At 65.0% G+C, this 15,174-nt stretch carries 21 protein-coding genes and 1 tRNA gene; 4 read left to right on the forward strand and 18 right to left on the reverse strand.

What is annotated here, in order from left to right:
* Positions 1-4 precede the first annotated feature (4 nt).
* From L2U69_RS11855 to L2U69_RS11885, 7 genes are read right to left on the reverse strand one after another with little or no spacing between them, the layout of a single operon-like run.
* Positions 5-460, reverse strand: coding sequence for a hypothetical protein (locus tag L2U69_RS11855; protein WP_236107126.1), 456 nt, complete (start codon positions 458-460; stop codon positions 5-7).
* A complete protein-coding gene (locus L2U69_RS11860) occupies positions 453-1,262 on the reverse strand; it encodes a hypothetical protein (protein ID WP_236107128.1) in 810 nt (269 codons plus the stop codon). The genes L2U69_RS11855 and L2U69_RS11860 overlap by 8 nt, the downstream gene beginning before the upstream one ends.
* Positions 1,263-1,320: 58 nt before the next feature.
* On the reverse strand, positions 1,321-1,629 hold the full coding sequence (locus L2U69_RS11865; RefSeq protein WP_236107130.1) for a GroES family chaperonin: 309 nt from the start codon (positions 1,627-1,629) through the stop codon (positions 1,321-1,323).
* 60 nt (positions 1,630-1,689) lie between these two features.
* On the reverse strand, positions 1,690-3,753 hold the full coding sequence (locus L2U69_RS11870) for a co-chaperone GroES (RefSeq protein ID WP_236107132.1): 2,064 nt from the start codon (positions 3,751-3,753) through the stop codon (positions 1,690-1,692).
* A 1-nt stretch (position 3,754) separates the two neighbouring features.
* Positions 3,755-4,192 carry a hypothetical protein gene (locus tag L2U69_RS11875; RefSeq protein ID WP_236107134.1) on the reverse strand — a complete coding sequence of 146 codons (438 nt, stop codon included), beginning with the start codon at positions 4,190-4,192 and terminating at the stop codon, positions 3,755-3,757.
* Positions 4,192-5,595 carry a terminase large subunit domain-containing protein gene (locus tag L2U69_RS11880; protein WP_236107136.1) on the reverse strand — a complete coding sequence of 468 codons (1,404 nt, stop codon included), beginning with the start codon at positions 5,593-5,595 and terminating at the stop codon, positions 4,192-4,194. Before L2U69_RS11880 ends, L2U69_RS11875 begins: the two co-directional genes overlap by 1 nt.
* The gene (locus L2U69_RS11885) at positions 5,573-6,025 is read right to left on the reverse strand and encodes a hypothetical protein (RefSeq protein ID WP_236107138.1); all 453 of its coding nucleotides are present in this window, start codon (positions 6,023-6,025) and stop codon (positions 5,573-5,575) included. Before L2U69_RS11885 ends, L2U69_RS11880 begins: the two co-directional genes overlap by 23 nt.
* A gap of 291 nt (positions 6,026-6,316) precedes the next feature.
* Here L2U69_RS11885 and L2U69_RS11890 point away from each other — a divergent pair, with 291 nt between their 5' ends.
* Positions 6,317-6,790, forward strand: coding sequence for a hypothetical protein (locus L2U69_RS11890; RefSeq protein WP_236107140.1), 474 nt, complete (start codon positions 6,317-6,319; stop codon positions 6,788-6,790).
* Positions 6,791-6,994: 204 nt separating this feature from the next.
* Here the strand turns inward: L2U69_RS11890 and L2U69_RS11895 are convergent, their stop codons facing one another.
* The 7 genes from L2U69_RS11895 to L2U69_RS11925 all read right to left on the reverse strand — a co-directional run bounded on the left by L2U69_RS11895 (position 6,995) and on the right by L2U69_RS11925 (position 11,784).
* Entirely contained in the window at positions 6,995-7,465 is a 471-nt protein-coding gene (locus L2U69_RS11895) for a hypothetical protein (RefSeq protein ID WP_236107142.1), read from the reverse strand.
* A 243-nt stretch (positions 7,466-7,708) separates the two neighbouring features.
* Positions 7,709-8,635 (reverse strand): toprim domain-containing protein, encoded by a 927-nt coding sequence (locus L2U69_RS11900; protein WP_236107144.1) that lies wholly within the window; start codon positions 8,633-8,635, stop codon positions 7,709-7,711.
* A complete protein-coding gene (locus tag L2U69_RS11905) occupies positions 8,628-10,112 on the reverse strand; it encodes a DEAD/DEAH box helicase (protein ID WP_236107146.1) in 1,485 nt (494 codons plus the stop codon). Before L2U69_RS11905 ends, L2U69_RS11900 begins: the two co-directional genes overlap by 8 nt.
* On the reverse strand, positions 10,109-10,717 hold the full coding sequence (locus tag L2U69_RS11910; protein ID WP_236107148.1) for a hypothetical protein: 609 nt from the start codon (positions 10,715-10,717) through the stop codon (positions 10,109-10,111). The genes L2U69_RS11905 and L2U69_RS11910 overlap by 4 nt, the downstream gene beginning before the upstream one ends.
* The gene (locus tag L2U69_RS11915; RefSeq protein ID WP_236107150.1) at positions 10,714-10,878 is read right to left on the reverse strand and encodes a hypothetical protein; all 165 of its coding nucleotides are present in this window, start codon (positions 10,876-10,878) and stop codon (positions 10,714-10,716) included. Before L2U69_RS11915 ends, L2U69_RS11910 begins: the two co-directional genes overlap by 4 nt.
* Before the next feature lie 7 nt (positions 10,879-10,885).
* Positions 10,886-11,212: a GapR family DNA-binding domain-containing protein gene (locus L2U69_RS11920; protein WP_236107152.1), complete on the reverse strand. Its 327-nt coding sequence runs from the start codon at positions 11,210-11,212 to the stop codon at positions 10,886-10,888.
* Positions 11,213-11,328: 116 nt separating this feature from the next.
* On the reverse strand, positions 11,329-11,784 hold the full coding sequence (locus L2U69_RS11925) for a hypothetical protein (RefSeq protein WP_236107154.1): 456 nt from the start codon (positions 11,782-11,784) through the stop codon (positions 11,329-11,331).
* A gap of 46 nt (positions 11,785-11,830) precedes the next feature.
* Here L2U69_RS11925 and L2U69_RS11930 point away from each other — a divergent pair, with 46 nt between their 5' ends.
* Positions 11,831-12,076 carry a hypothetical protein gene (locus L2U69_RS11930; protein WP_236107156.1) on the forward strand — a complete coding sequence of 82 codons (246 nt, stop codon included), beginning with the start codon at positions 11,831-11,833 and terminating at the stop codon, positions 12,074-12,076.
* Between the two features lie 300 nt (positions 12,077-12,376).
* On the opposite strand, the gene L2U69_RS11935 is transcribed toward L2U69_RS11930, so the two are convergent.
* The 3 genes from L2U69_RS11935 to L2U69_RS11945 all read right to left on the reverse strand — a co-directional run bounded on the left by L2U69_RS11935 (position 12,377) and on the right by L2U69_RS11945 (position 13,272).
* Positions 12,377-12,450 (reverse strand) — tRNA-Trp (locus L2U69_RS11935).
* On the reverse strand, positions 12,430-13,071 hold the full coding sequence (locus L2U69_RS11940) for a hypothetical protein (protein WP_236107158.1): 642 nt from the start codon (positions 13,069-13,071) through the stop codon (positions 12,430-12,432). The genes L2U69_RS11935 and L2U69_RS11940 overlap by 21 nt, the downstream gene beginning before the upstream one ends.
* A gap of 3 nt (positions 13,072-13,074) precedes the next feature.
* A complete protein-coding gene (locus tag L2U69_RS11945; RefSeq protein WP_236107160.1) occupies positions 13,075-13,272 on the reverse strand; it encodes a hypothetical protein in 198 nt (65 codons plus the stop codon).
* Positions 13,273-13,362: 90 nt separating this feature from the next.
* On the opposite strand from L2U69_RS11945, the gene L2U69_RS11950 reads away from it, so the two are divergent.
* Entirely contained in the window at positions 13,363-14,334 is a 972-nt protein-coding gene (locus tag L2U69_RS11950; protein WP_236107162.1) for a helix-turn-helix domain-containing protein, read from the forward strand.
* A 252-nt stretch (positions 14,335-14,586) separates the two neighbouring features.
* Here the strand turns inward: L2U69_RS11950 and L2U69_RS11955 are convergent, their stop codons facing one another.
* Positions 14,587-14,829: a hypothetical protein gene (locus L2U69_RS11955; RefSeq protein ID WP_236107164.1), complete on the reverse strand. Its 243-nt coding sequence runs from the start codon at positions 14,827-14,829 to the stop codon at positions 14,587-14,589.
* Between the two features lie 135 nt (positions 14,830-14,964).
* Here L2U69_RS11955 and L2U69_RS11960 point away from each other — a divergent pair, with 135 nt between their 5' ends.
* Positions 14,965-15,174 carry a hypothetical protein gene (locus L2U69_RS11960; protein ID WP_236107167.1) on the forward strand — a complete coding sequence of 70 codons (210 nt, stop codon included), beginning with the start codon at positions 14,965-14,967 and terminating at the stop codon, positions 15,172-15,174.

The following is a 15,174-nucleotide window of genomic DNA, read 5'->3' on the forward strand; positions in this document are numbered from 1 at the left end:
GGCGTCACCGACCGCCACGGGGGTCGTATCTGATGCCCTGCGAGGGGATATAGCGGCCGTCGACACCGGGTGATCCGGCGACGCTGCCGCCCTTGATTGCCTCGTCGACCTTGTCGACTTCGCGCTGTTTCAGCGCCTGGTCTTCCTCGTAGAACTCGCGCGGCGTCTCCATCAGGTACGCGCGCATGGGCGTCCCGTCCTCTCGTGTTCCGACCACCTGCGACTGCCTGCTGCCGGTGTCGGTCGAGATCGCGTTCGCTTCGCCCACGAAACTGTATCCGGCGGCCTGTGCCTGTTCCAGGCGGCCGGAGGTATCGTTCACCCAGCGACGGACAAACCCGCCGCGTTGGTCAGCGCCGAGCTTGGATCGCGGCGCGCCAAGCGGGATCCGCTCCCGGCGCGCGTCCTGATCCTTCCGGGGACGGCCGGGGCCACGGCGGGTTTCCTCGTTTTCACTCATTGGCGAAATACTCCTTGGCGTATTCGTCGGCCGACTTGAACAGCCCTTGTTTCACGAAGCGGTCGGCCGCCGCCTTGGCATCGGCCGGCAGATCCGCGTAACCCTTGCCGCGCCGCGATCGCCCGGCCGACACGCCCTCCACCGCCGCTGTTCGGCGCGGCGCCGAGGGCTCGTCGCCATCCTCGGGAGGGCTGTCGAATTTCTCCGGAAATCGCTTCCGAACCTCCTTCGTCACTCGATCCAGACGGGCGCGATCGACCGTATTGGGATCGCGCCCCATCTTGAGTGAAATCTCGGTGTAGACGCCTGACGCATAGGCGTGCATCGTGCGATCGTCGGTGAACCATTCGTTCTCGCCCATCCAGTCGCTGAGCGCGGGATCGACGTCCGGCCGCTGTGGGGCCGTCCTCTCCTGCATCGCGCGGCGCAGATCCTCGGCCTCCTTGTCGGCGGCCTTGAATCCGGCGAGATCGCCCTCGGAGACCGCCTTTTCCTGCCGTGCCTTGATGTCGGCGATCGCGCGCTCGTAACCCCGCCGCTCCTGCTCGCCCATGGTGGCTTCGAGCTTGACGAGATGCTTCTGCAGCTTCCCGATCTGCTCCTCGTAGCGTCGCATCTGCGCCCTGGCGATCGGCAATTCGTTGTCGGCGCGCTCCACGAATGATCCGGCGTCGATCCATTTTTCGGGATCCCCGCGAAACTCCTCCTTGGGCGTCCAGCCCATGCGGCGTGCACGCTGCTCGACGTCCGGCTGCTGCTCCCCGGGGATGGGCGTCCCGACGCCCTCGGTCTGATCGGTCATGGTTTCCTCATGAAAAAAGCCGCCCTGGGGCGGCCTGCTGGCTGGTGAAGCGGCTGCGTCAGCCGATGATGGCGACGACATCCTTGTCGTTCGCAATCGCGTAGGTTTCGCGCTGGTCGATCGGCGGCCTGTCGCCGGCGTATTTCGCGATCAGCACGCGGTCTCCAACCGACGGAATGGGTTCGTTCCAGTCCGCAAATGCATTACCGCCCACGGCGACGAGCGTTCCGGCGATCTGCGCCATCTGCTGCCGTTCTTTGGTGTCATCCGGGACGATGATCCCGCCGCGCGTCTTCTCCTCGATCGGATCGAGCTTCACGAGCACGCGATACTCGGTTGGAATGATCTTGCTCGGGTCGATTTTCATTCGTTCCTCTCTCGCTCGTAGAAATCCTCGACGTCCTCGAACGTAATGCCGGCGATCTCGCTATACGCCTGACATCGGCCCTGGCATCGGGCCTGCTGGTCCGAATCCGGCGGGAGATGGCCCTGCGCCCATTTCTCCATCAGCCGGCGGCGCCGGTGCCTGAAGAACCGCAGCACCTCCTGCGTCTCTTCCTGCTTCAGCCACAGCGCCATTCGGTCCCGTTCGATCATCGCTTGCTCCCTCGGCGGCCCGCGTCAGCGCCTCCAGCTGCGCCATGTACACATCGATCTGTGATCCGACCTCCGTCGCCTCCGCGTCGGCGAGCGCCTTGACCGCCTGGGCTCGCATGAGCGCGATTTTCGCCATGGCCTCGATGGCCTCGATCTGCACGCGCTTGGCGTCGCTTTCAGCCCTGACGAGGTCGGGCGGCGGCGGCATCGGGCCCGGTGGCTTGAGCAATTTCTCGGCGTCCTCGATCGAGGCGGCAGCGAGGACACGCTTGCGGATTTCCACCTGATCGATCAGCGGATCGCCGGAAAATTGCATCAGGAACTGCGCCCGGCCAAGGCGCTGCATGTCGGTGACGATCGTCGGGTCGCTGACCGGCACCACATCGCAATCGCCGCCCCGATAATCGGCCTGCGGGTCGGCCGGCTCGTCCAGAACGTTGGCATATGCCTGTGGCGAGACATACAGGCGATTGATCCGGTACAGCTTCGCGAATTCTTGCTTCAGCGAGCGGTGGATGCGCTTGTAAATCGCCGTGAAGACCTTCATGCCCTGCTCGATCAGGGCCAGCGTCGTCGTCGCCGGCACATTCGACTGCTGCTGCTCGCCCGTCAGCACGTCCTTGACCGACGCGATGTCCTTCCCGGCCTCGATCAGCATCCCCAGGAGTTGAAACAGAACCGGCGACGGCCCTTTATGCGGCCACGGCACGATATTGTCCTTGAGCGCCGATCCATCGCTCTCGACGGGCAGCCAGACGCCCGGAGCGGTGGACGAGTCGCGTTCCTTGATGCGAAGCCCCTTGCCGATCATGCCGCCACCGGCATTGTCCAGTGTGCCCGCATCGAGAAGCATGTTGATGACCGCGTTGGATGTCTCGTTGATCGGATCAAGCAGAAGCCCGAGGCCGACGTCGTAGAACCCTCCGTCCGGGGACGGGATGAACCCGTATTTCGTGAAATACTGCACTGGCGCTATGGCGATCACCCGGCCGTCCCGCCCCATCGTGACGCCCTCGCGATCGAAGCGCGGCGCGATCCGAACGACGGTCGTGGACTCTTCGTGGATCGTGACGATATAGGGCTCGCTGTAGCCGTCATCGTCCAGGTCGAGACGGCAGTGCTGCTCGATGAAGGTCATCGGCGCGTCGTCGTCGTCGCCGTCCTGCGGCTTGGCAAGGGCCACATCCCGGTAAATGCCGCGACGCTGCCGCTCGACCACCTCATTGGGATAGAGCCTGATCACCTGCGAGATGCGCGGCACCGAATCCAGGCTCTTCGCCTTGTAGTTGACCACGAGGTCCTCCGGCGGGACCATCATGGACATCGGCCTCCCCTCCACGGGGTCGAACCAGGTTTTCCGGAACAGGCAACCCACGATGGGCAGCATCACCAGGAGCCGGTCCGTGTCCTCCTCCCACTCGACCATTTCAGTCGTGAGCTGGTAGGACATGTGCTCGGCGATCCGCTGCGCACGCTTGATCTTCTGCCCATCCCGATCGGCGCCCGTCACCTGCGGCTTGACGACGTCCCGCCCCTGCACGATCGCCGGATATGAGCGGGCGTTGAACTGGATCGCCGCCGTTGTGAGCATAGGGTATTTGACGTTCGCCGCGCCCGGCCAGGGGAATGATTTCTCCTCCGCGATCTGCATGGCGAGCTTCGTCGCCCGCTCGATGCGCAGCTTCCAATCAGCGCGGCTCGCCTCGTCGATGTCATAGCCGCGCTTGACCTCCTGGCCGATGCGCCCCAACTCGCCATCGTCGTCGATCACATCGCAGAGGTTGACCTGCTCCAAAAGATCGCCGACGGCAAGAGGGCGCGGCTGTTCCGGCGCCTGCTCATAGCCGTCTCCCACCAATACGGGGCCGCCCATGTAGTCGGATGCAAAGGACATCTTAGCGGATCTCCAGCGTCTCTACTTCGCCGCCCGTGGCGTGGTCCAATTGAATGGCGATCCGCACGGCCTCTTCGGCGCTGGCGCCGGCCATCATCGCGGCGAGAGCGGCGATTTCCCCCGAACCGCAGGCGTACACGGCGCCCCGGACTGGATAGCATCCCTGTTCGCCGATGATGGTAATCGCCCCGCCCCGGCTCACGAAAAATCCGTCGGCGGCCGGCGGAACCTCCGCCAATCCGGCAGCGCCGAACCCCCCTTCCTCGACACGCCGAACAACCGCCGCGACGGAATCGGCCTGCCCCGAGCACCCGACAAGGCCGCCGCATGGCGCCCGGCCGATTTTCCGGACATGGACGGTCGCTATGCAGCCGCCCTTGCCGGTGCCGAGCGCGGTATCGGCGGCGATGATGCCGTCCTTGTATGCGACCGTGGTCATCAGTAGCCCGTCACCCGGTTCCGGTTGTGCCGCCATTCGCCTGTGTCGTAATCCTCGCGCGGCGGCGTTGTCGCGAACCGTCTCGCCATGATCGCGTAACGCGTGGCGTCCATCGTGTCATCGTGCTCCTTCACGATCCTACCGTCCTTGCGGTGATAAAGCCGGAATTCGTCGAACCAATCCGCAAGGTGAGCGAAAACCCGCAGTCGCCCCGTCTCCATTCGGTCCAGCATCTCCATGAGGCCCGCCTCGACGCCGTTCGAGCCGTCCTCGAACGCCGCGTGTTGTGCCAGCATCCGCATGCCCTGAGCCGTGTATTGCGACTTGAGGGCCTCACCGGACCCCTTGTCGTGCTGGTACCCGTCATGAGGCCACGCCCAGGGCAGCCAGTCGCCCCATGGCCGCAGCGCGGCGGCATGGATGACCGGGGTTGCCTCCTTGCGCCGATAGACCCGCGTGACATAGATCACGTCCGCATCACGATCCCATGCGATCGACACGGCAGCGGTCGGGTGATCCCAGCCGAAATCGAGCCCGCCGAGTTGCGGCCACCATTCCGGCACAACGAATGGCTCGACCGTGATCAGTTCTTCGGCCACCGGGAAAATCCGGCCGGACCCTAGGATCGGCACGCCCTTGGTCCGCGCCTCTCGTTCATGGGCCGGGTAGCTCGCGATGATCCGCGCCCTCTCCTCCGCCGGGATATGCTCCGCGTCCTCGATCGTCATGTTCGTGTCGCTGCGATCGGGGCTCTCCTCCATCAGGAAACGCCGAACGACCTCCGACATGCCCAGCAGCGGTGTGAATGTCAGCCACGCCATGCCCCCGGTCGCGTTGGTCCGCGTCAGCCCCTCCGTGTAGATCTCCGGCGGCGGCTCCTCATCGAACCAGACCCAGTCGACCGTATCGCCCTGCCATTTCTCGCGGCCCTGCTCGTAATATTTGAGCCGGATCCGCGACACCCCGCCGGACTCGTGCTTGACCATGATCGTGTCGGCGAGATCCGCGACACCTCGGCTCGGCAACACGTCGGCTATCTCCGCCCGGGGCACCATCCCCGTGCCGCGCTGCCCGACCGCGCCAATCAACAGCCGCTGGATCGTGTCGCGCGTCACCTCGCCCGTGACGCCGCCACACCACCCGGTCGTGGGCGAGGTCCAACGCCGGCCCTCCCACCAATCGGGATATCGCCCGGTGGCGTGGCATACCGCCTCAAACGCGCCGGCGTAGCTCTTGCCCAGCTGGTTGCCAGCCCTCAGCAGCCGCTCACGATACGTCGCGCCGGCCGCGTGAAACTCGCGCTGCCTGGCGTAGGGCCGGTACATCTCCCATTTGCGCCGGGTGAGCTCCAGCTCGACGCGCGCCAGCAGCGCGGCTCGGTCAGCCTCGGAGAGCCCCGGCAAGGCGCAAAAGTTCCTCAGCGGTCAGGTCGTCAAACGCAGTCCGGTGCAGGACCTCCACGGGCAGGCTCGATTTGCCATGACCGCGATCGAGGAGCTCCTTCGCGGCGGACACGCGGGCGGCCTCTGCCTTCGTCGGATCGTTCATGATCGCGGCGAGCGTATCGAGGGCCTGCGTCGTGTATTTCTGGGCGGCGGCGCGAACATCGGCCGTCACCTTGTTCGGCGTCCCCTTCTGGCGGCCGCCCGTTCTCGGGCCGCCTGGCTTTCGACCGGCTGCCATTTCCACTCGCTCCTGTTTTTCAAATCCGCGCCGCGCAAACAAAAAGCCCGCTCGGATTTCTCCGGCGGGCTTTGGACGCAGTAAGTCCGGGACAAGATGCACTGTTTTTCGCGGAGCTGTCAACAATATCTTGGGGCGCGCGGCATTCATTCGCCCGCATCGGCACGATCGCGATCAATAATTTTGTTCAATTTTGAACGATTATGCTGGACACGATGTCCATTTTTGTACATGATGAACGGGCGTTGAAGGGGACGGATGGTCCGCCCCCAACGCACCGGAGGAAAAGGCGAATGTCCTACGAGACCATTAGCCTGATCCTGCAAGCCGCTCAGGTGGTGATCGGGTTGGCAGCTTTGGCCACCACACTGAAACTGTAAGCAGTCGCCCGGCCGGCTGAAAGGTCGGCCGGGCACCCGGACCCAATATAGGACGAAGATCATGGAAGCGAAAGATTTCTGCGCCTGGCTGAACCATATGAAATTCAACGACTCCGAGGCCGGCCGCCGCCTCGGCATTTCGCGGACGACCATCATCAAGTACAAGTCGTCTGGGGCCCCCGAGCACATCGCGCTCGCCTGCGCCGCCCTGGCTTTCGGGCTGCCCGCATGGCAACGCCCCGCTCCGACTCCACTCGGCTATTATGAGATTTGGTGGCGCGACAACGACGGCCGCCTTGTGCGCCCCCATCGCGGTCCGAACGACGGAATCGGCACGACTTATACTTTCGGCGAGGTCGATCATGCCCGCGAGGCGATCAGACACGCCTATGATGTCCGCCGGGCCCAAGCCGAAAAGACTGCCTATCCCGCGCGTAAGGACTACGCCACCCCGGCCGGCATTCCGCCGGCGAAACAGGGCCGCCTCGGGATCAAGCGCATTGTCGGTGGGTTGCCCGTCGAAGAAATCGAGTGACGAGCCCACCGCCCAAAGAGAAGGGGCGCCCGCAGGCGCCCCATTTTGCGGGGCTCAGCCCCTTCCCAACCAAGGCCGCAGCCTTCGCGGGTCAGCGATGTTCGATTTTGTCGAACCCAGACAGCCTCCCGCCGTAGCGGAGCATTGTCAAGCGCCGCCTGGCCGAGATGGCACCGTCTGACCGGCGACGGACGTGAGCCACGGCTACATCCCACGCCACGCGACGAGCCGATCCAACCCGCTCCGCAGATACACCATCAATCGGGTCCGGCCATCCCAGACGCAGACCCGCTGCACGGTGGCCGCAAACCCACCCATCGCCCGCATGGCCTCGGAATACAGCCGCCACGCATCCGCCTGCTGCTCGCTCATTTCGTCGTCCCCACCCAGGGCGCCGTAGCTGCCAATCACCCGTGGCGCCGCTCCCGATCTGTGGTGCACCGCCCGCAGCCAGAGGGCGGCATCGAGGCGGCGCTTGGCCTCGTCGCTGTCCGGCCTCCCCAAATGTCCATCATTGTACAATCGATCGACCTCGCAGGTGTCGCGGTATACCCGGACCATGAGGCCGGCCTTGGCCTCCGGCGCCTGCCGGACCTCGGACGGGCGGAGGTCGGGCGCCGTCACATGGGCCATGGGTTGGGCCGCCATCACAGCCCGCTTGCGCCGCCGCCTCATCGCTCTCTCCTTTGCCCGTATCGCTCGTTTGCCCAGGCCGTCATCCCCCGGGAAAGCCACTCGCTGCCGATTTCATCGGGCCTGGCCACGACGATCCCGTGCCGCTGCCATGCGTCGCGCTTGGCCTGCTCTACTTCCTCGGGATCCATCCGCCTCTCGCCGTGAAACCGAGACAGGCTGCTCCGAAGGGCCGTCATTGGGGTGGCCTCCCCGACCAGAGTTCGGGATTCTCTTCCGCCCAGGTCATGCCGCCGCGCTCTCCTCTCGGTGGATGTCGTTCCAGTCCGCCCCCGCCCGATCAGGGATGAACACCTCGACCGCCAGCCCTCTCCGCCACAGGACCGACGCCAACGCATTGGCTGCGTGCTGGCCGGTGAACGACAGGTCGTTGTCCCCGAAGATCAGGATTTTCTTCACGCCGGGCGGCGGCGTGAACTTGACCATGTTTCCCGCGCTCAGCGCCGACCAGACGGGGATATTCCACATGGCGGCACACGACAGCGCGGTCTCGATCCCCTCGGCAATGCCCAGCGTCTCGCCCGGGTCGAACAGATGCACACAGGCCCCAGGCTCCAACCCCCCCGGCATCAGCTGCTTCGGCTTTTCGATCGCGGCCTTCTGGCCATCTCGCGTCAGGTACGTCCGGTGGATCTGGCACGCGCTGCCGCCCGGCGCCCGCACGATCGCCAGCATTCCCGGATGTTCGGTCACCGGCGGCCCCTTGTGCCTGAGGCGGTCTATCGACCTCAGGTCGCGGCAGTACGATCCGGCCCCCGTCCTGCCACGCAGGTATTTCCAGACGTGGTCACCCTCTTCCACCCGCGTGGATGCCAGCCACAGCGATTTCATCGCCTGGTGCATTTCCCGCTCCGATCGCGGCGCCTTCGGGGGCGTGGGGCGAACGTCACCGGCGATGTCCTCAACCATCTGGGCGGCCGTCTGGAAATCGCAGCCCTTGACCGCCATGATGAGCGATATCCCATCCCCGGCGCCGCACTGGTTGCAGATCCAGCCTCCGGCCCCCTGAAAATCCGTGAACCGGAATCGGTCCTTGCCGCCGCAGGCCGGGCATGGGCCATGTTTGCCCGTCAGGTAGCTTTCGGCCACCCCGAGTTGCGACAGTATCCCGCGCCATTTTCCGCGCGCGACATCCCTCACAGGCTCACGCATGCGCCGCCCTCCGCTTCTGACTTTTCGCCCATTTGATTTGCAGATACCTGACGTAGGCCCGGACTTCCGGTGTCGGCGCGATCGGCCTTTCGATCAGTCCGCGCGGCCCGCTGCCGAATTTTTCCCGGTACCTGTTGGCCGCCCAGCCCCGCTGATAGCCGCGCTCGTCGCAGATCCCGAGAAACCCCGAATACCACCTCTGCTTGGTCGCTTGATCCGCCTCTGCCTTCGCCGCCTTCGCGCGCTTCGCCCCAAGCTCGACGAGCTCGCCGTCGACCGTCTCAACGTCACTGAATCGCTCGGGTTTGTGCCCGCAGGCAGGGCAGACCGGCGATTTCGCGGGCTTGAGAAAGGCGCAGGCCGGGCATTCCTTCGGCAGCGGCTGCGCCTTGTCAGGCCCCCCGCCCGAGGCAGCACGCGGCCTCCCATCGTCAAGCGCGTCGTGCTCGATGTCGGTCACGAAACCCAGCCGAAGCGTCGTGTCCGAATGATCGAGGATCAGCGCATGATCCTTGCCCGGTGCGGGTCGAAGGGCCCGGCCGATAATTTGCGTGTAGAGCATTTCGGATTTCGTCGGGCGCGCGAGAATGAGACACCGAACGTCCCAATCAACGCCGGTGGTCAGCACCCCGACGTTGCACACCACCTGGATCGCGCCATCCCTGAACAGTCGCTCGACGCGCGCCCGCTCGTCCAAGGGCGTGTAGGCGTCGACGTAGCCTGTCGATACCCCTGCTGCCTCGAATTGGGCCTGCAATGCCCGTGCATGCGCCCGATCCACGGCGAAGCACAGCGTCGGCCGGCCCTCGCCCTTCTCGCACCACGTCGTCACGACGTCGGCGACAAGCTGCGGCGCCGCCATTGCCTCACCAAGCTGATCCTGCTGATAGTCTCCCGCCGTGATCTTGACCCCGGTCAAGTCCGGGTGCGACGGCGCGAAAACCCTGAACGGCGACAGGTATCCCGCGTCGATCAACTCTCGCGTCGTCGCGCCGATGATCAGGTCGTCGTAGACTCTCCCAAGCCCCTTGGACCACGGCGTCGCGGAGAGCCCGATCACCGGGATTTTTGCCCACTCCCCGGCCATCCGGCGCCACAGGCTCTCCGACTTGACATGCGCCTCGTCCACGATCACCAGGCCGGCCTCGGGAGCATCGCCCCGCCTCGCCAGGGTTTGAACCGACGCCACCTGCACCGGCCGCGACCAGTCCGTCAGCGGATGGCTGGCCTGGATCACCCCGACATCGGCGATCCCAACGTCCCAGAACGCGTTGACGGTCTGGTCGATCAGCGAGATCGCCGGCACGCAGAAAATCGCCCGCCGGCCCTTGTTCCGGGCCATCTCGATGATCGCGGCCGCGAGACGCGTCTTCCCCGCCCCTGTCGGGAGCTTGACCATCGGCCGGCGCCGTCCCCCAGCCAGGGATGAGCGAAGCATCCGGATTGTGCGGGCCTGGTGCGGGCGAAGGTCGATCATGAGACCTCACCGGTTTCACGGTCGAACGGGCACGCGTCGGGGGTAGCCCTATCCTGAGAGGTTTGAGATATATCCCAACCAAGGAAACTCCTTCCCTGGGAGGGTATATCTCTGGCCTCTGGAATATGGGCTTTATCCTCTTTATCAACCATTGGGTTTGATGGGGGGTTAACCCCCACCGTTTTCCCGTTGGTTTTGCCTCTGGGTTTACCGGACGCCCTATCCGACGCCTTACCCGAATGAGACAGTTTTGGATTGCCACCCCGTTTTCCATTTTCGCGATCGGCATCCGCCTTGGCCTTATCTCGGACCATCCGGCGAGAGTAGATGACACCTTCGTCGTCCCGGCTGAATACCCCGGCCTCTTCCAGTTCCTGCAGCAACGCCGCAATCTCTCTTTCAGCCCCGCCGAGTAGCCCGGTCAGTTGTCGCGTGGTCGGCGCCCGACCGTTCACCAACAGGTGGCCATAGGGTTCGGCTTCATGCATCACGCCCAGCACGGCGACCCACAGGCCCTGCGCCGCGAATGAGCACATGCGCAGTGCCGGATCGGCCCGCCAGTCGGACGGATACCATTTCAGCCAAGGGGTTCGTTTGCTGCTCACCGCCCCGCCTCCACTTCACGGCGCAGCTGCTCGTGCAGGGCCTCTGTGACGAGGCGCCTCCCCCTCTCCGCTCGCCCGGTCACGGACATGATCCGGGCTTGGCGCTTGGCCTCGACCAGCGAGGGGGGCGGTTTCAGCGGCGCGGTGTCGTGGGTGGCCATGGACTTCTTATCCTTGGTCGGCCCACCGAAACAGGTCCATGCCTGCGGCCTTCGACACACGTTTGATCGCCGCCAGCTTTTCTTCCGCTACCCCGGCCTTATCGTCTTTCCGGAGTTTCGCGACTTCCTGCATGGCCTTGATTTCGAAGGGCGTGAACATAGCCTCTTTGGCCTCCGCCTTGAGTGCGGAGACGTCGTCTTTCACGCGATCCGCCTCCCGGAGGAGATTTTCGAAGCGGTCGACGTAGCCAGCGATTTGGCGCTCGCCTTTCAGGTCGAAAACCTTGGCTAGGTCTCGTTCCGGCCGCTCACTACGGCCCGGCTCAATGTCCATGAGACACCTCACAGAAAATGCGCCCCGGCCGGCTCGTCACCAGCCGGGGCAGTTGAGGGGAGGGCCGCTTGGTCACCCGGTGCGGCGCCGGGATGGGTTGATCGGGGAACCATCACTCACCCCTCCCGATCATCCTGTTGCGGAGCCTGTCCAGCCGGCGGAACCTCGCCTGCCAGAGCGCCGACCTCCGCAGTGACAGCGCCATCAGCCTCGTGATGATCCAGAGCCTCATGGCCCATGACCTCCCTCATGCGGCGCTCGATGGCGCGCTGTTCCTCGATGATCGACGCGAAGCGGGTATGCAGCGCCCTGATGTGGTCCATCTCCGCCGCGCCGATCTGCCGGGCATTGCCGTAGTAGAGTTGGCGCACCCTGCCCGGCTGCATCCCGCCCAGGCGGCGCCCCACGGCGTCGAACGCCCCCTTGAGGCATTCTCCCGAGTGACGCACCAGGTCGCGAACGCGGTCCTGGGCCTCAACCCTCACGGCGTCGGCCGAAAAGCTAAGCGACATACGGGCCTCCTCGCGCGGAGACGAAAAATTCTTGCGCGGAAACTGATCGTCTGACTTCACGGCTCACCCCTCTGCGACCTTCCACATCGCAGGAGGTGATGTCCGAATGACTGACGAGACGCAGAGCAACGTGATCGCATGGCCGGGCCGGGGTGTTGCAGCACCCCGCCGGAACTTGGTCGAGCCTCTCGAAATTCAGGCCGCGCTGATGGCGGCGGCCCACCGCAAGGAAGCGGCGTTCGATCGAGCGCGGGCAGACGCCTGCGCCCTCGACTACCCGGATCTCGCGGCGGCCTACGATATTCTCGCGGCGGCGCGCGAGGGGCTGGCGGCCGTGCTCGACGGGCCGTGATATGGCACCCCCGGCAGGACTCGAACCTGCATACGGCCGAGTGGAGTTGAACAACCGAGTCTGGCTTATGAGACCAGACGGGCCGCCGGGCCTCCCCGCCGAAAAAGCCTTGCGCGGGCCGGGCTTGATACCGGCTACGGCTTTCCCGCCCTGCGCAGAGCGGGGATGCAGAGGCGCCGAGTTTACGGCTTGTTGGCCTGTCGTTGACGGCCCCCGATGGAGATTGCCCCTACCGTGCAGGCGCGCGTGTCCATCCACGCCGCCGCGCAAGTTCGTGCCCGCCGCGAGAGCGAGGGAATATGGCACAGGCGGCAGGAGTCGAACCCGCACCCCCGATTTTGGAGACCGGTGCTCTACCATTGAGCTACGCCCATCGGAACCAGATCCAGTTCGAGCGGCCTGCCCCACTGGTCAGCCATCGCCTCGGCGATGCCTGTGAATGTCCGGCTGCGCTCTTTCCAGCGGTCGGGTCCGGGAGGCATCCGGAAGACGCGCTGCTCCCGGCCGGCGACGATCTTGGTCGGGACAAGCTTCGGCAGCCCCTTGAGCCAGAGACAGGTCGCCTTCGTTTCGCCATGACCGAATTGCCATGGCTGAATGGTCTGGGCCGGCGCTCTGTAATTCCGGATCAGGGCCTTGGCATGGCGGTGCATGATCGGGTTTTCGACCGCGATCCGAGGCACGGGGGCATTCCAGAAGGCGCTGAACAGGTCCGCCGCATCCTGCAATTCCGACTGGATCTGGTGTGCCGACTTTCCGGCCGGTGGCTTCGACAGCCAGCGGACGCCGGAATTGCACAGCCGGGTGCAAGGTGGATGAAACACGGCCAGCAGATCCCAGCCTTCATTCAGGTAATCGCGGGCGTCGCCCACGATGTGCTTGTTGCTGCGGTCTTCCGACGGCAGCAGGTCGCAGGACCAAGCGTCGTGACCGCGCGCGGCGAACGCTCGCCGGACGACGCCGGAGAATTCGCAGGCGACAAGGACGCGGCCCATCGGTCAGCGCCCCGGTGACTGAGTGGCGATGAATTGGCGCACCTTTTCGCGCGTCTGCCGCCGCAACTCCCGGCCGCCCTCCAGTTGGAAGACAAGCGCGGGGTCTTTCAGCGCAGCCGATCCGAAGGCGGACTTCGTCATGCCTGTCGCGCCAAGGAAGGCGCGGATTTCGGGGAGGATGGGGTCCAGGTCTTGCGTCATGGCGCTAGGAAACTTACTAGCCCGCCGAGGCGGTGTCAATAGGATGGTTCCTATTGGCCTTTCGCTGACCTAGCGACGAGATTACTCGTCATGGAAATGGACCCTGCCCGCAATTTGCTGCTCGGCCTCATGGCAAAGGCGGGCGCCACCTATGCTGAGTTGTCCCGCCTCGTCGGGAAGAACGACACCTACATTCAGCAGTACATCACCAAGGGCTCTCCGGTAGAATTGGGCGAACAGCAGCGAGAGCTATTGGGGGAACATTTCGGCGTTGACCCCGATCTGTTCCGACGATCTGACCACCCGAAAAGAATTGCCGCCGCTGCATCATCCGAAGACGAGCCGGCGCCCGCTCCGCACATGAATCGTGTCGCCACCGAAATCGAGCGCCGCATGACCCGGCTGGGGTCGAACCCCAAGCGCCTGGCCAAGGAGGCCGGCCTGGGCGAAACCGCCGTCCGGGACATCCTGAAGGGCATCTCGGATTCACCCCGGGTCAGCACCCTGACGAAACTCGCCAAGGCGCTGGGCTGCACCGTCGCGGACCTGACGGGCGAGAGCGCGATCGAGCCCCGCCGCCTCTCCGCGTCGCGTGTCGAGGAACGCGAGCGGGATGACTTGGAACCGAATATTTCGATCGACGAGCTGGACGTGGCGGCGGGGAACGCTTCCGGCGGACAGATCCACGAGCGGAACGACACCGACTATGGCGAGCGCGTGGTGGCGCGCTGGGAGGTGCCGACGAATGTTCTCAGGGCCTACACCAGCGCGCCGGCGGCCAGCCTGAAGGTCATCACATGCGTCGGAGATTCGAATGAGCCGGCGCTCATGCCCGGCCAACGGGTACTGGTCGATCTCGACCAGAGGCTCCCCTCGCCCCCCGGCTTTTTCGCGATATGGGATGGCGTGGGGGAGATCATCAAGCGACTTGAGGTCATCCACGGCTCCGATCCGGTCCGCGTCATCGTCCGATCCGCCAATCCCGCCTATGAGCCTTACGAACGCCTACTCGCGGACCTCGTCATCAATGGCCGCGTCATCGGCAAGTGGCAATGGACGTGAACGCCCGGCGCCCTCACCCCTCAATCACCCGACCAAGGCTCGTCGCTAGCCCGTAGGCCCGCACCGCACCGGCCGGCGGCTCGACCTCGATCCAGACCAGGCGCGGGTTGTGGCCGGGCAATGGCGACGCATGGTCCGCCAGCACAGCAACGCGCAGGACGCCGGCGCCATCCACGATCAGGTGGCGCTCGCCGGGTCGGTGCCGACAGAGAGCGGGATCGGCCCTGACCGGCCCCTCCCCCACATTTGCAGTCAGCAAAGCCGACCGATACCGCAGTTCGAGCCGCGATAGGGGCTATGGGTGCCGGGCTTTCCCGTGTAGGGGTTCACGTTCCCCTGGGTCGAATAGTTGTCGTAGGGATTTCCATTCGGGGACGACCGATGGTGCCCCTGCACGTAGGTACCGTCATTGCGGAAATAGCCGTTAACCCACTGATCGGCCATGGCCGGCGCGGCGGCAAGGCCTAGCGCCACGCCCAGAAAAATCGCTCGCATCGCAACCTCCCAACCAATGCGCGAATGAGGGTACGCACTGGGCGAAATTCCGTCCAATAGGAACGTTCCTATTTTTCCCATTGCGTAATAGGAACGTTCCTATTAGCATCATCCCCATCACCACAGGGGATGACCATGACCAAAGACGCCGCCCGCACCATCCAGACCAGCCGCTCCCATCTGCCGGGCAATCCGGGCGCTTATGCCCGCAGCATGTCGGCCGGCATCCGCTCCGCGCTGTCGGCCCGCACCGCCAAGGCGATCCGCGCCGCGATCATCGAGGACGGGGCCGAGGTCCATTTCGTCGGGCTCGCCACGGGCTGCCCCGTTGCGGTGGAGGCCTGA

Source organism: Zavarzinia marina, from assembly GCF_021568905.1.
In the GTDB taxonomy this organism is placed as follows: Bacteria; Pseudomonadota; Alphaproteobacteria; order Zavarziniales; family Zavarziniaceae; genus Zavarzinia; species Zavarzinia marina.

What these genes read in the sequence shown, in the direction of transcription:
- L2U69_RS11855 (WP_236107126.1), bottom strand. Translation starts at nt 460, where the DNA reads ATGAGTGAAAACGAGGAAACCCGCCGTGGCCCCGGCCGTCCCCGGAAG.
- L2U69_RS11860 (WP_236107128.1), bottom strand. Translation starts at nt 1,262, where the DNA reads ATGACCGATCAGACCGAGGGCGTCGGGACGCCCATCCCCGGGGAGCAG.
- L2U69_RS11865 (WP_236107130.1), bottom strand. Translation starts at nt 1,629, where the DNA reads ATGAAAATCGACCCGAGCAAGATCATTCCAACCGAGTATCGCGTGCTC.
- L2U69_RS11870 (WP_236107132.1), bottom strand. Translation starts at nt 3,753, where the DNA reads ATGTCCTTTGCATCCGACTACATGGGCGGCCCCGTATTGGTGGGAGAC.
- L2U69_RS11875 (WP_236107134.1), bottom strand. Translation starts at nt 4,192, where the DNA reads ATGACCACGGTCGCATACAAGGACGGCATCATCGCCGCCGATACCGCG.
- L2U69_RS11885 (WP_236107138.1), bottom strand. Translation starts at nt 6,025, where the DNA reads ATGAATGCCGCGCGCCCCAAGATATTGTTGACAGCTCCGCGAAAAACA.
- L2U69_RS11890 (WP_236107140.1), top strand. Translation starts at nt 6,317, where the DNA reads ATGGAAGCGAAAGATTTCTGCGCCTGGCTGAACCATATGAAATTCAAC.
- L2U69_RS11895 (WP_236107142.1), bottom strand. Translation starts at nt 7,465, where the DNA reads ATGAGGCGGCGGCGCAAGCGGGCTGTGATGGCGGCCCAACCCATGGCC.
- L2U69_RS11900 (WP_236107144.1), bottom strand. Translation starts at nt 8,635, where the DNA reads ATGCGTGAGCCTGTGAGGGATGTCGCGCGCGGAAAATGGCGCGGGATA.
- L2U69_RS11905 (WP_236107146.1), bottom strand. Translation starts at nt 10,112, where the DNA reads ATGATCGACCTTCGCCCGCACCAGGCCCGCACAATCCGGATGCTTCGC.
- L2U69_RS11915 (WP_236107150.1), bottom strand. Translation starts at nt 10,878, where the DNA reads ATGGCCACCCACGACACCGCGCCGCTGAAACCGCCCCCCTCGCTGGTC.
- L2U69_RS11920 (WP_236107152.1), bottom strand. Translation starts at nt 11,212, where the DNA reads ATGGACATTGAGCCGGGCCGTAGTGAGCGGCCGGAACGAGACCTAGCC.
- L2U69_RS11930 (WP_236107156.1), top strand. Translation starts at nt 11,831, where the DNA reads ATGACTGACGAGACGCAGAGCAACGTGATCGCATGGCCGGGCCGGGGT.
- L2U69_RS11940 (WP_236107158.1), bottom strand. Translation starts at nt 13,071, where the DNA reads ATGGGCCGCGTCCTTGTCGCCTGCGAATTCTCCGGCGTCGTCCGGCGA.
- L2U69_RS11945 (WP_236107160.1), bottom strand. Translation starts at nt 13,272, where the DNA reads ATGACGCAAGACCTGGACCCCATCCTCCCCGAAATCCGCGCCTTCCTT.
- L2U69_RS11950 (WP_236107162.1), top strand. Translation starts at nt 13,363, where the DNA reads ATGGAAATGGACCCTGCCCGCAATTTGCTGCTCGGCCTCATGGCAAAG.
- L2U69_RS11955 (WP_236107164.1), bottom strand. Translation starts at nt 14,829, where the DNA reads ATGCGAGCGATTTTTCTGGGCGTGGCGCTAGGCCTTGCCGCCGCGCCG.
- L2U69_RS11960 (WP_236107167.1), top strand. Translation starts at nt 14,965, where the DNA reads ATGACCAAAGACGCCGCCCGCACCATCCAGACCAGCCGCTCCCATCTG.